Below are 13,113 nucleotides of genomic sequence, written 5' to 3'. Positions count from 1 at the left end.
GTCAGGAGGCGCGGACGAAGCAGGTGCCCCGGGCGCGGGGGAACAGGTCGGGCGCGAGGCCGATGGCGAAATCGCGGACGAGCACGTCGACGTCCACGTAGGACTTCGCGCGGCACTCCTCGAAGTTCTCGTCGACACCGGCGATGAAGTTGTTGTCCCGGAAGGGTTTGAACTGCTTCGTGCGCGGATCGCCGTCCAGGGTGGCCCGGGTCATCGCCATGGGGTCGTAGACGATGAAGAAGTCGGCGTCGGCCGCGGTGCCCACGGCCTTCTCGAAGTCGTAGGGCTGACCGTTGGGGCCGGGGTTGTCGGGTGCGAAGACGTTGCCCACGCCCAGTTGCGTCAGCAGGCGGCCGACGAGGGTTTCCGCGCCGTGGCCGTGGAAGAACTCGCACCCGCGTTCGGCGGCGACGCAGAGGTAACCCGCCTTGCGGTCGGCGATCTTGCCGGAGACGGTGGAGACCACCTCGTCGTACTTGGCCTTGATGCCGTCGAACTCGGCGTTCGCGGCGGCTTCCTCGTTGTAGAAGGCCGCCACCATTTTGATCCACTCGGCGGAGGCCAGGGCGTGGCGCTCCAGGCGGTTGGACACGCTCACGCCGGGCATCCCGGCGGCACGGGCGGTGCTGATGTCGTCGAAACCCTTCCCGAACCCTGACATGAGGACGACCTGGTTCTTCAAGCCCAGGACGGCTTCCTTGTCCAGCTCGGTGTACTCGCCGATCGACACCGGCTTCCCGGCGGCCTCGACCACCCCGGCGTACCACTTGTCCTTGGCGGCATTGCCCAGCAGTTGCCCGCTCAGGCCCGTGATGGTGTTGTTCTTGCCCAGCCGGTCGACCATCGCCAGGGCGTTGAACGAGGTGACCGCGACGTTGGTCACCGGCACCTGGACGAACAACGCCCCCGCCAGGTCCCCGGTGGCCTCGGGTTGGGGTGTGCCGCACTGGTAGAGCACGTACTTCAGGTCGGGGCCGCCGACGTTCTCGGTGTCCGCCAACGTGATCGTCTTGTACGAGTTGTGGTAGCTGATGTCCCACAACTCCGACTCCACGACCGTGCTCTTGTCCGGGAAGTAGTCGCGGCCTTCGGCGTAGTCGGTGACGCAGCCCGCGGCGTCGGCCCGGTCGCCCGGACCGGCGGCGCCGCACCCGGTGGCGGCGAGGAGCAGCGCGACGGCCGAGGCGACAAGTCTTCTCACGGTGGTGCTCTCCTTGACTCCGGTCATGCGGTTCGCGAGTCCTCGGGGCGCGGTGCGACTTGACCGCGCAGGTGGGTGACGAGGCTGTCGAAGCTGATGCCCGCCGCGTGCGGCACGCGCGTTCCCTCGACCCGCCAACGGCACGGCGTGCCCGGTTCGACGCGCAGGACGCGACCGCACTCGCCGGCGACGGGCGTCCAGCCCGCGCGGCGCACGGCGTGCTCGGCCCACTGGCGTGCCCGGCCGTCACCGACCACCTGGACGGTCGCGCCCGGCGCGGTGTCGTCGGCGACGACGATCGTGGCGGCCGCGTCGTCGAAGGACATGTTCTCCCCGGCGAAGGTGCGGGCGATCGCTTCCCCGTGCGCGAGGTCTTCGGGCGCGCCGGCCGTCACCGAGCCGTCGCCGCCCACCAACCACACCTGGTCGGAGCGGCGCAGCGCGAAACCCAGGTCGTGCGTGGACAGGACGATCGCCGCGCCGGTGGCGGCGGTGAGCCGGGACAGCATCGCGGCCAGCTCGATGCGGCGGGCGACGTCGAGGAACGCGGTGGGCTCGTCCAGCACGAGGACCGCCGGTTCCTGCGCCAGGGCGCGAGCCACCATCACGCGTTGCCGCTCGCCGTCGGACAGGTCGGTCAGCGGTCGGTGGCGCAACTCGTCGACACCCGCGTCGACCAGGGCCCGGTCCACCGCGAGCCGGTCGTCGCCGGTGCCCCGGCCGATCCAGGAGCGGTAGGGCATCCGGCCCAGCGCCACCACCGCCTCCACGCTCATCTGCCCGACGTCGACCGGTTCGGTCAGCACGACCGCCAGCCGCCGGGCGCGCTCGCGGGCCGACAGGGTCGCGAGGTCCCGGCCGTCGAGCAGGACGTGACCGGCCAGCGGGGGCTGGGCCCCGACGAGGGTGCGCAGCAGGGTCGACTTGCCCGCGCCGTTGGGGCCGATCAACGTGATCAGCTCGCCGGGCCGGGCCGCGAGGTGCACGTCCTCCAGCACGCTGACGGCCGGGTGGCGGCGGCGACGCGGGTACCCGGCGGTCACCGCCACCGCTTGCAGGGCCGCCGGTTCGGACACCGGGGTCATCACGCACTCCTCCGCGCACGGCCGGACAGCAGCACCCACAGGATCACCGGCGCGCCGACGAAGGCCGTCACCGAGTTCAGCGGCAGCGAGGTCCGCGTCAGCCCGTTCCCACCGGCGACGTACTCGGCCACCAGCACGATCACCGCGCCGATCAACGCGCTCGCCGGCAGCACCAGCCGGTGGTCGGCCGTGCGCAGCAACCCGCGGGCCAGGTGCGGCGCGGCGAGCCCGACGAACCCGATGGCCCCGCAGTAGGCGGTGGTGATGCCCGACAGCACCGCCACCCCGGCCAGGGACAGGAAGCGCACCCGGCGGACGTTGACGCCCAGGCTGCCGGCGTACCGGTCGCCGAGCAGCAGCGCGTTGAGCGGCTGGGCCAGGAACACCGACAGCCCCAGGACCACGGCGCAGGACACCGCGATGACCTGCAACTCGTTCCAGGTCACGTTGCGCACCGAGCCGCGGGTGAAGGTGGCCAACGCCTGCAACCGGTCCGGGTCGGTGTAGTAGACCAGCATGTCCACCACCGCACCGGCCAGGTAGCCGAGCATCACGCCCACCACCAGGACCACCACCGGGTCGCCCACCCGGCGGGCGATGCCCAGCGCGATCAGCAGCACCCCGGCGGCGCCCGCGACGGCCGCGCCGGTCACGCCCAGCTGGCTCACCACGCCCAGCCCCGACAACCAACCGACCCCGCTGGTGCCGAGGATGACGATGGCGGCGCCGAGGATCGCGCCGGAGCTGACGCCGAGCACGAACGGGTCGGCCAGCGGGTTGCGGAACAGGGTCTGCATCTGCGCCCCGCCGACCGCGAGGGCGGCCCCGGCCAGCAGACCGGCGACGACCTTCGGCAGCCGCGCGTCCAGCACGATCGTGCGGTGGACCGCGGAGTCCACGTCCTGACCGGTCAGGACGCCCACCACGTCGCCGATCGGGACGGCGATCGAGCCCTGCGCGAGCAACACCACGACCGCGCCCAGCGACAGCAGGACCAGCACCGCGAACAACGCCGTCACGTACCCGACGCGCCGCCTGCTCACCGCCGGTGCGGTCCGCCGGACCACGTCTTCGACGTCCGTGCCACTAACCGACACCCTGTTCCTCCCGAGGGCCGATGCGGGGCCACCACCGTAGGAGTCGTCAGACACCGGCCCGGAGTTCCCGTGATCGCACGGAATCAGCCGAACAGCGGCCGCAAGACGCGGAACTCTCGGCCGGGCTCCCCGGACGTTCCGCGTCGCGGGATCTTTCAGGGAGGCTGCCTGAAAGATCGAGACCGGGCAACCATCACGAGCCCCGCGCCCCCGGGTCCCGACACCGCCAGGCGAGCCCTCGAGCCCTCCGGCCCCGACCCCCAGCAGGCAGGCACCCCGGCCCCGACAACTATCAGGCAGGCTTCCTGATAGATCCGGGCCGGGGAACTATCAGGCAGGCTTCCTGAAAGTTCTGCGCCGAGGATCTATCAGGCAGGCTCCCTGAAAGTTTCGGCTTGGGGGGGAACCTCCCTGCCGGGCCGGCCGACCTGTGGTGGTGTGCCGCGGTGTCGCGGGCCGTTGCCGACCGCTCGGCTGCCGGGAGGAGTTCGATGAGGGACCTGGGACCGGAGACCTACGGTGAGCTGAACGTCGACGTCTACGACGAGTGGCACGCCGCCCACGATCCCACCGAGGCGGTGCGTGGTTTGGTCGAACTGATCAGCGAGGGGCCGGCCGGACCGGTGTTCGAGCTTGCCGTGGGCACGGGCCGGGTGACCATCCCGCTCGCGGAGGCGGGTGTGGAGTTGCGTGGGGTGGACGCCTCACCGGCGATGGTGGCGCGGATGCGTGCCAAGCCCGGCGGGGAGCGGATTCCGGTTGTCATCGGTGACATGGTCGACGTCGACCCCGGCACCGACGACCTGTTCGCGATGGTGTTCGTCGTGTTCTCGACCTTCTTCTTCCTCCCCGACCAGGAGCAGCAGATCCGCTGCTTCGCCAACGTCGCCGAGCGCCTGCTCCCCGGCGGCCGGTTCGTGATCGAGTGCCCCATGCCCGACGTCGCCCGCTACGAGCGCAACCAAACCCTGGAGACCTACCAGGTGGGGATCGACCGCGTACGGGTCGTCGCCGTCCGCCACGACCCGGTGGAACAACGCTTCGAGGGCCACCACGTGCTGATCACCGGCGAGGGCACCAAGCTGGCACCGGCGTTCATGCGTTACGCCTGGCCCACCGAACTCGACCTGATGGCCCGCTTGGCGGGACTCGAACGCCGGTACCGGTGGGGCGGCTGGGGCCGTGAACCGTTCCGCGGCGAGGGCAACTACATCACCGTGTACGAGAAGCCCTCGACCTAGCCACCCGGCGCGCCGCCGCCAGCACCAGCGGCGGGAGCAGGAGGCACTGAACGGCTGCCGCCAGCCAGAAGCCGGGCAACGCCCCCACCTCCTCGAAAAGCCCGTACACCGCACCACCGACCACGCCGCTGAACAACGACCCCACGCCGGCCGCCAACCGCTGCTGGCCGAAGGTCACCGTCGCCGACCGCCGCGACCCGGCCAACGCCTCCAGGTCGTTCTTGAGCAGCAGCACGGCGGTGCCCACGCTCATCGCCACCGCACCAACCGCGAACGCGACGATCCCACCACCGGCGAAGGCGACCATCCCCAACCCCATGCACGGGAACCCGATCCCCATCGCCACGGGATAACGCAGACGCCCGACCCACCGCGCCGCAAGGGGTTGGACCACGACAACGCCGAGCGAGTAGCCCATCATGACCAACCCGTAGGCCGCCGTGGGCACGCGACCTTCCGCGAAGCTCGACAGGTACTGGTAGAAGTGCATGTAGAGGTACTGGGTCAGCGCGGTGACGGCGAACGGCAGCCCGGCCAGCCCCCGCAACACGCGCCGGAACGGTTCGACCGCGACCCGGTCCACGTCCCGCTCCCGCCGCAACGACAGGTGCCCGACCGCGAGAACGCCGTAGAGCACGGTGTTCGCCGTGAACAACAGGTCCGGCTCGGCCAGGAACAACGCGCCCACCACCGGCCCGAGGGCGATGCCCAGACTGCCCGCCGCGTTCCCGGCCGACACCAGCCGCGGGCGTTGTCCGGGGGTCGCCGACTGCACCAGGTAGGCGCGGTAGGCGGGCGAGTACAGCGATCCCGCCCCGCTGCTCACGAACAACGCGAGCACCGTCAGCACCGGGTCGTCCGCCCCGACCAGGTAGGTGACCGCACCTGCGCCGTAGAGCACCGTCGCCAGTGCCAGGCAGCGCTTGAGACCGATCCGCTCGGCGAGCGCCGCGGTGAACGGGGCGCTCGCGAACTGCACCAGCGTCGCCAACCCGAGCACCACGCCGACCTGCGCCATCCCGACGCCCAACCGGTCACGCAGCAGGACGGCCAGGTACGGGTACACCGCGAACGTGCCGACGTTGACCAGGCACCCGCTCACCAACAACGCGGCACGGGCACCGGTGAACACAGTCAACGCCTCCGCCCATCCGGCACCAGACCGCCGCAGCACTGGTCGTCCCACGGCGGGGGGAAGTTCCCGCACCGATTCCACCGGCTCGGGAACCGACACCGCCCCGCCGACGACCAGTAGGGCTGGAGACGCCCGGCCGACGCGGAGGTGAGGATCGTGCGCGACCACAACGCCGCGACACCGGCGGTCCACGAGCACATCACCGACGCCATCAAAACACCCTCCCTCGTGCGGCTGTCACCCAACACCGTGCTGATCAGGTTCGAGACGCTGAAGGTGTACGCCGCGCTCGGCGCGGTGCGCCACCTGCTCGACACCGGCGTGCTGCGGCCCGGTCAGACGGTGGTCGACAGCTCCAGCGGCATCTACGCCCTGGCCCTGGCGATGGCCTGTCACCGCCACGGACTGCACTGCCACATCGTGGCTTCCACGACGGTCAACGACACCATGCGCGCCCAGTTGGAGATCCTGGGCGTGACGGTGGACCAGATGCCGCCGTCCGACGACCTGCACCTGGACCAGAACCGGCGGGTCGCACGCGTCCGCGAACTGCTCGCCCGCCGACCCGACCTGCACTGGATGCGCCAGTACCACGACCCGGTGCACCACCTCGGCTACGCGGAACTGGCCGACCTGCTGCGCGCGGCGCTGCCCGGCGAGCCGCTGACCGTCGTCGGCAGCGTCGGCACCGGGGCCTCCACCGGCGGGCTGGCGCGGTCGCTGCGCCGGCACGACCCGTCGGTCGCGCTGGTGGGCGTCCAGCCGTTCGGCAGCGTCACCTTCGGCAGCGAGCACTTCACCGACCCCGACGCCATCATCGCCGGCATCGGCAGCGCCATCCACTTCGACAACGTCCACCACGAACTCTACGACCGCATCCACTGGATGGACTTCCAGCACGCCATGGCCGCGACCATCGACCTGATGCGCGAGCACGCCGTGTTCGCCGGGCTGTCCACCGGCGCGGCATACCTGGCGGCGAAGTGGGAGGCCGCACGGGAACCGTTGCGCACGCACGTGGTCATCGGCGCGGACACCGGACACCGCTACACCGAACGCGTTTTCACCCGCCACCGGGAAGCCCTCGACCCCGCGTTGCTGAAACCCGTGGAGATCACGTCGTTGGCGGAGCTTTCCCCGCCGTGGGCGGCGATCGACTGGGCGCGGCGGTCGTACGAGCGCGGCGTTCCCGTCCACACCCAGGAGAAGGACCTCGTGCCGTGACCGTCGTACTGCTGGAAGCCCTCACGTTCGGACTCGGCCGCCTCACCGCCGCCGCGAGCGACGCCGGGCACGACCTGGTGCTGCTCACCGGCGACCGCTCGATCTACGCCCACGAACTCGCCCGGGGCGGTCCGCGCGTGGTGGACGTCGACACCACCGACGTCACCGCGTGCGAGGAGGTCGTGCGCGACCTGCCCGACGTGGCCGGGTTGATCAGCTCCACCGACACCTGGGCCGTGCCGGGAGCCGAGTTGGCACAACGCCTCGGCCTGCCCGGTCCGTCACCGGAGGCGGTGCGCGTGCTCCGCGACAAGGCCGCTGTCCGGGCGCGGCTGCACGCGTGCGGGCTGAGTCGCAGCGGTCCGCTCGACCCGGCGACCGCGGACGTCTTCCCCTTGGTGCTCAAGGATTCCGCGGGCACCTCCTCCCGGGCGGTGTGGCTCGCGCGCACACCGGCCGAGCGCGACGCCGCGCTGGCGGAGGCCGCGGCCACCGCGCTCAAGGGGACGCTCGTCGCCGAACCGTACTTCGAAGGTCCCCTCTACAGCGCCGAGACGATCACGTGGCGGGGCGAGACCCGGCTGCTCGGTGTGCTCAGCCGGGTCCTGTCGCCCGAACCCGCGCGCCGCGAGGAGGCGTCGGCGTTCCCGGTCGCCTTCCCCGACGACGACCTGACGGCCCTGGACCGCTGGATCACGCGGGTGCTGGCGGCGGCCGGGCACGAGCAGGGCTTCGCCCACACCGAGTTCGTCCTCACCGCGCGCGGACCGGAGGTGGTCGAGGTCAACGCCCGCATCGGCGGCGCCCTCGTCGGCGAAGCCCTGTGCCGGGCGTTGCGCACCAACGTCTACGACGCGATGGTGCAGGTCTCCCTCGGCACGCGCCCCGGCCTGCTCGACGGCGGTACCGCGTGCGGCGTCGCGACGGGTTTCGTGGCGCTCTACCCGCGTGCGGCCGGGGTGCTGGAGGGGTGGACCGGGTTGGCGCGGCTCGCCGACCTGCCCGGCAACCCCGAGTGGTACCCCACCGCGCGGCCCGGTGACGTGCTGGAGCACCTGACCGATCAACGCTCCTGCACCGGGATCGTGCTCGCCGAGGGCCCGACCGCCGAGTTGGCCCTGCACCGCGCGCAGGCCGCCGCGGGCGGCATCACGCCGGTGGTCGGGGCGCGGTGATGTCCTCCGCCCCGGAACCGGGACCGACCCGGCGCGCCGATCCCGCCGCGGTCACCGCCGCCTTCGCCGCGGCGGCGGCGCTCAGCCCGTCCTGCGTCGTCGAGGAGGACGGCGCGGGCTCGTTCCGGCACGACCACGACGCCCTGGCCGAGGCCGTGCGCGTGGTCGGCGCGTGGTTCGACGCGGTGGAGGAACGCGTGGCCGCCTCGACCCTCCAGTTCCTGGTGGCGGCCCGGTCCTGGTCGGTCGCCCTCGGCGCGCTCGCCGCCGGCGGTGTCGTGCCGGACCTGGTGCGGCTGCGGTTCCGGGTGGACGAGGACGCCACCGTGCGGGTGTCCCTGCCCGAACCGGTCGGCTGGACGACCACCGGCGACCCCGCGCCGCTGCTGCTGCGTGCCGTGGTCGACCGTTGCCTGACGCCGTTCCACGCCGAGCTGCGTGCCGTCGCCAAGGTCGCCGACGGGTTGCTGTGGGGCAACGCCGCCGCGGCCGTGCGCAGCGCCATGCGGCGGCTGCCGACCGATTTCGGCGACCTCGGCGACCGCCTGCTGGCCTCGCCGGCGTTGCGGGACAGGCTGTCACCCGACGGCACCCGCCGCAGCTGCTGCCTGTTCTACCGCACGCCCACCGGCCACACGTGCCGCGCCTGCCCGCTCGTCGGCGCGGCCGTCGTCAGGCACGCGGAGCACTGACGCCGAACCAGCGCGGCAGGTGGGCGAGCAGGTCCCGCTGGTCGTCGCCGACCCACGCCACGTGGCCGTCCGGCCGCAGCAGCGCCGCGGGCACGTCCAGCTCCGCGTCGGCGTCGACCACGTGGTCCACCCGATCCGCCCAACCCGCGACGGAGAGCCCGCCGGTCCGGTCGAGCAGCACCCCGCGTCCGGCACGCATCCGCTCGTAGAGGCGACCGCCCTTGAGTTCCAGGTCCCGCAACCGGCGGCCGAGCAGGTCGGGTCCCCCGCCGAAGTCGTAGCGGACACCGATCGCGGTGATCTTCTCGACCAGGTGCCGGTTCACCTCCGCGAAGTCCATCAGCTCCGACAGCAGCCGGCGCACCGCCCGCGGCCCCGGTTCGGTGGACATCAGCTCGCTCTGCGCGCGGGTGGTGTCGAGCACGTCGGCGCCCACCGGGTGCCGTTCGGCGTGGTAGCTGTCCAGCAGCCCCTCCGGCGCCTGGCCGAGGACGCACGCCGCCAGCTTCCAGCCCAGGTTGAACGCGTCCTGGACACCCAGGTTGAGCCCCTGGCCGCCCATCGGCGGGTGGACGTGCGCCGCGTCGCCGGCCAGCAGCACCCGGCCGACCCGGTAACGCTCGGCCTGCCGGGTGCCGTCGCCGAAACGGGACAGCCAACGCGGCGTGTGGACGCCGAAATCGGTGCCGGTGACCGCCCGCAGCCGGTCCTTGACCTCGTCGAGGGTCGGCGGCGTGCGATCACCGACCACGCCCTCCGCGGGCACGACGACGCGGTACACCCCCTCCTCGCCGAAGGGGCCGATGCCGAACCGCTTCTCGGTCGCGCGGACCTCGGCCATGACGGCGGCCACCTCGTCCGGCAGCACGCCCACCGCCATCTCGCCCAGCAGCCACTCGCGCTTGGCGGGCTCACCGGGGAAGGCCACGCCCAGCAGCTTGCGCACCGCGCTGCGGCCACCGTCACAGCCGACCAGGTAGCGGGCGCCCAGCCGGGTGCCGTCGGCCACTTCGACCGTCACCCCGCGGTCGTCCTGGCTCAATCCGACCACTTCACGACCACGGCGGATTTCCGCGCCCAACGCGGTCACGTGCTCGGTCAACACGCGTTCGACGGCGGGCTGCGGTATGCCCAGGACGTACGGGTGGGCGGTGTCCAACCGGTCCGGCACCGGTTTGACGATCCCGGCGAAGAAACCACCGAGCGGGTGCCGCGTGCCCAGTGCGTCGAGCCGGTCGAGCAGGCCGCGCTGGTCCATCAACTCGATGCTGCGCACGTGCAGCCCGAGCGCGCGGACCACCTTGTTCGGCTCCGCCTCCTTCTCCAGGACCAGCACGCGCACACCGCGCAACCGCAACTCGCCGGCCAGCACCAAGCCGGTCGGCCCGGCGCCGGCAATGATCACGTCGAACATGAATACCCGATTTCCCCTGGTACGGACTTCGGCCGCAGATTGTGCGGCACCACCGGGGCCTTGCCGCAAGACCCCCGGTGCGCTATATGTTGAAAGTGGCAGGAGTTCCCTGCCCTTTTCGGAATACCTTCGCGAATGCGCGTGTCCTGCGCCACCTCGGCTGCGCGTGCGCGGCCGCTCAGGCACCCTGGTACCCGGCCCCGCGCCCTCGCGGGCACCCGGACACCCACCTACCGAGGAACAACACGTGACACTGCCCTACGGGCCCGACGACGATTCCGCCGCCTACCACTACATCAACGCCGCGCTGCGCGGCCGTGAGCCCGAGGCGTGGCAGATGCTCGCCTCCGACGCGCACGTCGAGCAGACCGACCGGGTGATGCGGGCGATGCTCGACCGGATCGCGGTGGCGCGGAAGCACCGCATGGCCGCGCGGGCGACGGCGCGGGCACGGGCGCTCTCCGGCGAGATCACCCAGGAGGAGTACCGGCGCGACGCCGCCGAGGACGCCACGCGGGCCTCGAAGACGGCCCACTTCGAGACGCTGCTGCGCGAGCAGTACCGGTCGATCGGCCAGGCCGCCCGCCGGCTGCGCGGCGACGACGTCCGCGACGAGCTGGCGGACCTGGTGCTCGCGCTGGGTTCCGCGATCGACGAGCACCGGACCGCCGTCCTCGCCGCCGGCTACGAGCCCACCGCGGCGGACCAGGCGTTGTGGGAGCGGCTGTCCACACTGGACGCACCCGACGGCGGGGGCCGTGCCTCGGTGGAGGACCTGGTGCAGCGCCGGGCGGAGGCGCAGGACGAGTTCGCGCGGGTGCTGGCCGCGATCGTCCTGGACACCGCGGGCGACGCGACGTCCGTACCGCGCGCGGACCTGCTGCCCGCCTGGAAGAAGGCGGTCGCGCCGATGCTCGCGGCGGAGCAGAAGACCGAGTTCGCGGCCAAGGGCAAGGGTTCCCTGGCGACCGAGAAGCTGCGCAAGACGCTGGGCCACCTGGAGCGCCGGGGTCTGGTCAAGCGCTCCGACGCGGCGGACGGGCAGCGGCTCGACCTGCTCGACCGCCGGGGACTGGCGGAGTTGGCCGGGGATCAACCGATCGGTTGATGCCCTCATCCACCGCGGCCCGTCGCGAAGCCGGCCGCGCGGTCGATTCGGCGCACCCCTCCCGCGCGGCACGCTCTTGGCATGGCGATCATCGAGGTAACCGACCTCGTCAAGCGGTACGGCGACCACACCGCGGTGGACGGGGTCGGCTTCACCGTGGAGCAGGGCGAGATCTTCGGCATCCTGGGGCCGAACGGGGCGGGCAAGACCACGACCGTCGAGTGCATCGAGGGGTTGCGCTCGCCGGACGGCGGCACGATCCGCGTGGGCGGCCTCGACCCCCGGCGTGACGAGGCGGCGCTGCGGCGGCTCCTCGGCGCCCAGCTCCAGGAGAGCGAGCTGCCCGACAAGCTGGAAGTCGGCGAGGCGATGGAGCTGTTCAGCTCCTTCTACGGCAACCCGACCGACTGGCGTGAGCTGATCGAGGCGTTGCGCCTGACCGACAAGCTCGGCACGCAGTTCCGGAAGCTGTCCGGCGGGCAGAAGCAGCGGCTGTCGATCGCGCTCGCGCTGGTCGGCGACCCGAAGGTCGCGGTGCTGGACGAGCTGACCACCGGCCTCGACCCGCAGACCCGCCGGGACACGTGGGAACTCATCGAGGGCATCCGCGCGCGCGGCGTCACGATCCTGCTGGTCACGCACTTCATGGAAGAGGCTGAACGGCTTTGCGACCGGCTCGCCCTGATCGACGCGGGCCGGGTCGTCGCGCTCGACACGCCCGCCGGCCTGGTGGCCAGGGTGGACGACCGCCAGCGCATCCGGTTCCGGCCGTCCGCGCCGATCGACCACGCGGTGCTGACCGCGTTGCCGGAGGTGACCGCCGTCGAGCGGGCCGGCGGTCAGCTCGTCGTCACCGGCCGCGGCAACGTGCTGCTCGCCGTGACCACCGCGCTCGCCCGCCACCAGGTCGTCGCCGGCGACCTGCGGGTCGAGCAGACCTCGCTGGACGACGCGTTCGTCGCGCTCACCGGCCGCCCCTTCGACGCCTGAGGAGACCACCATGTCCGCCCTGACCAGGCTCACCGCCACCGAGGCGAAGCTGTTCTTCCGCGAGCCGATGAGCGTGTTCTTCACGCTCGCGTTCCCACCGCTCCTGCTCGTGATCCTCGGCGCGATCCCGGCGTTCCGCGAACCCGACGAGACGCTGGGCGGCGCCCGGGTGATCGACCTGTACGCGCCGGTCGTCATCGCGATGGCCATCACCATGTTCGCCGTCAGCAGCCTGCCGCAGGGATTCGCGACCTACCGCGAGAAGGGTGTTCTGCGGCGGATGCGGACCACGCCGGTCAAGCCCGCGGTGATGCTCGGCGCACAACTGCTGATGAGCACGCTCATGTCCATCGCGGTGATGGTCGTCGTGCTGGCGATCGCGCGGTTGGCGTTCAACGTGAGCCTGCCCAGGCAGGTGCCCGCGTACCTGCTCGGGTACCTGCTGTGCGCGTTGGCGATGTTCGCCGTCGGCCTGTTCGTCGCCTCGGTCGCGTCGAACGGCAAGAGCGCCGGCGCGATCGGGTCGCTGCTGTTCTTCCCGTTCCTGTTCTTCGGCGGCCTGTGGGCCCCGCGCGAGACGATGAACGACGTCCTGCGCACCATCAGCGACTTCACCCCGCTGGGCGCGGGCGTGCAATCATTGTCCGACGCCACCGCCGGGCACTGGCCCCAGCCGCTGCACGTGGTCGTCATGCTGGGATGGGCGGTCGTGGCCGGCGGGTCGGCCGCGCGGTACTTCCGCTGGGAGTGA

At 72.0% G+C, this 13,113-nt stretch carries 12 protein-coding genes; 7 read left to right on the top strand and 5 right to left on the bottom strand.

Translation table 11 applies throughout. The features are described from left to right. Nucleotide 1: 1 nt before the first annotated feature. Genes KZQ38_RS30190 through KZQ38_RS30180 form a run of 3 tightly spaced genes read right to left on the bottom strand, consistent with a single transcriptional unit; the run spans nt 2 to nt 3,383 of the window. Entirely contained in the window at nt 2–1,201 is a 1,200-nt protein-coding gene (locus KZQ38_RS30190; RefSeq protein WP_219446833.1) for an ABC transporter substrate-binding protein, read from the bottom strand. A 23-nt stretch (nt 1,202–1,224) separates the two neighbouring features. Next, nucleotides 1,225–2,286 carry an ABC transporter ATP-binding protein gene (locus tag KZQ38_RS30185; RefSeq protein ID WP_219446831.1) on the bottom strand — a complete coding sequence of 354 codons (1,062 nt, stop codon included), beginning with the start codon at nt 2,284–2,286 and terminating at the stop codon, nt 1,225–1,227. Then, a complete protein-coding gene (locus KZQ38_RS30180) occupies nt 2,286–3,383 on the bottom strand; it encodes a FecCD family ABC transporter permease (RefSeq protein ID WP_219446829.1) in 1,098 nt (365 codons plus the stop codon). The genes KZQ38_RS30185 and KZQ38_RS30180 overlap by 1 nt, the downstream gene beginning before the upstream one ends. Nucleotides 3,384–3,874: 491 nt before the next feature. Here KZQ38_RS30180 and KZQ38_RS30175 point away from each other — a divergent pair, with 491 nt between their 5' ends. Further along, nucleotides 3,875–4,624, top strand: a complete 750-nt coding sequence (locus tag KZQ38_RS30175) for a class I SAM-dependent DNA methyltransferase (protein ID WP_219446827.1) — start codon at nt 3,875–3,877, stop codon at nt 4,622–4,624. On the opposite strand, the gene KZQ38_RS30170 is transcribed toward KZQ38_RS30175, so the two are convergent. Further along, nucleotides 4,596–5,756, bottom strand: a complete 1,161-nt coding sequence (locus KZQ38_RS30170; protein WP_308258665.1) for an MFS transporter — start codon at nt 5,754–5,756, stop codon at nt 4,596–4,598. The two genes, KZQ38_RS30175 and KZQ38_RS30170, sit on opposite strands and share 29 nt — an antisense overlap. A 159-nt stretch (nt 5,757–5,915) precedes the next feature. Between KZQ38_RS30170 and KZQ38_RS30165 the strand changes: the two genes are divergently transcribed. The 3 genes from KZQ38_RS30165 to KZQ38_RS30155 are packed head-to-tail and all read left to right on the top strand — an operon-like array spanning nt 5,916 to nt 8,850. Beyond that, entirely contained in the window at nt 5,916–6,983 is a 1,068-nt protein-coding gene (locus tag KZQ38_RS30165; protein WP_308258664.1) for a cysteine synthase family protein, read from the top strand. Next, entirely contained in the window at nt 6,980–8,158 is a 1,179-nt protein-coding gene (locus KZQ38_RS30160) for an ATP-grasp domain-containing protein (protein ID WP_219446821.1), read from the top strand. Before KZQ38_RS30165 ends, KZQ38_RS30160 begins: the two co-directional genes overlap by 4 nt. Continuing rightward, a complete protein-coding gene (locus KZQ38_RS30155; protein ID WP_219446820.1) occupies nt 8,158–8,850 on the top strand; it encodes a (2Fe-2S)-binding protein in 693 nt (230 codons plus the stop codon). The genes KZQ38_RS30160 and KZQ38_RS30155 overlap by 1 nt, the downstream gene beginning before the upstream one ends. On the opposite strand, the gene rox is transcribed toward KZQ38_RS30155, so the two are convergent. Further along, nucleotides 8,831–10,264, bottom strand: coding sequence for a rifampin monooxygenase (rox, locus tag KZQ38_RS30150; RefSeq protein WP_219446819.1), 1,434 nt, complete (start codon nt 10,262–10,264; stop codon nt 8,831–8,833). The two genes, KZQ38_RS30155 and rox, sit on opposite strands and share 20 nt — an antisense overlap. Before the next feature lie 247 nt (nt 10,265–10,511). Between rox and KZQ38_RS30145 the strand changes: the two genes are divergently transcribed. The 3 genes from KZQ38_RS30145 (at nt 10,512) to KZQ38_RS30135 (ending at nt 13,113) form a co-directional block, all read left to right on the top strand. Then, nucleotides 10,512–11,372 (top strand): hypothetical protein, encoded by an 861-nt coding sequence (locus KZQ38_RS30145; protein ID WP_219446818.1) that lies wholly within the window; start codon nt 10,512–10,514, stop codon nt 11,370–11,372. Nucleotides 11,373–11,453: 81 nt separating this feature from the next. Further along, nucleotides 11,454–12,362: an ABC transporter ATP-binding protein gene (locus KZQ38_RS30140; RefSeq protein ID WP_219446817.1), complete on the top strand. Its 909-nt coding sequence runs from the start codon at nt 11,454–11,456 to the stop codon at nt 12,360–12,362. A gap of 10 nt (nt 12,363–12,372) precedes the next feature. After that, on the top strand, nt 12,373–13,113 hold the full coding sequence (locus KZQ38_RS30135) for an ABC transporter permease (protein WP_219446812.1): 741 nt from the start codon (nt 12,373–12,375) through the stop codon (nt 13,111–13,113).

The organism is Saccharothrix obliqua (assembly GCF_019375475.1).
In the GTDB taxonomy this organism is placed as follows: Bacteria; Actinomycetota; Actinomycetes; order Mycobacteriales; family Pseudonocardiaceae; genus Actinosynnema; species Actinosynnema obliqua.
This window is presented reverse-complemented; position numbering and strand designations above follow the sequence as displayed.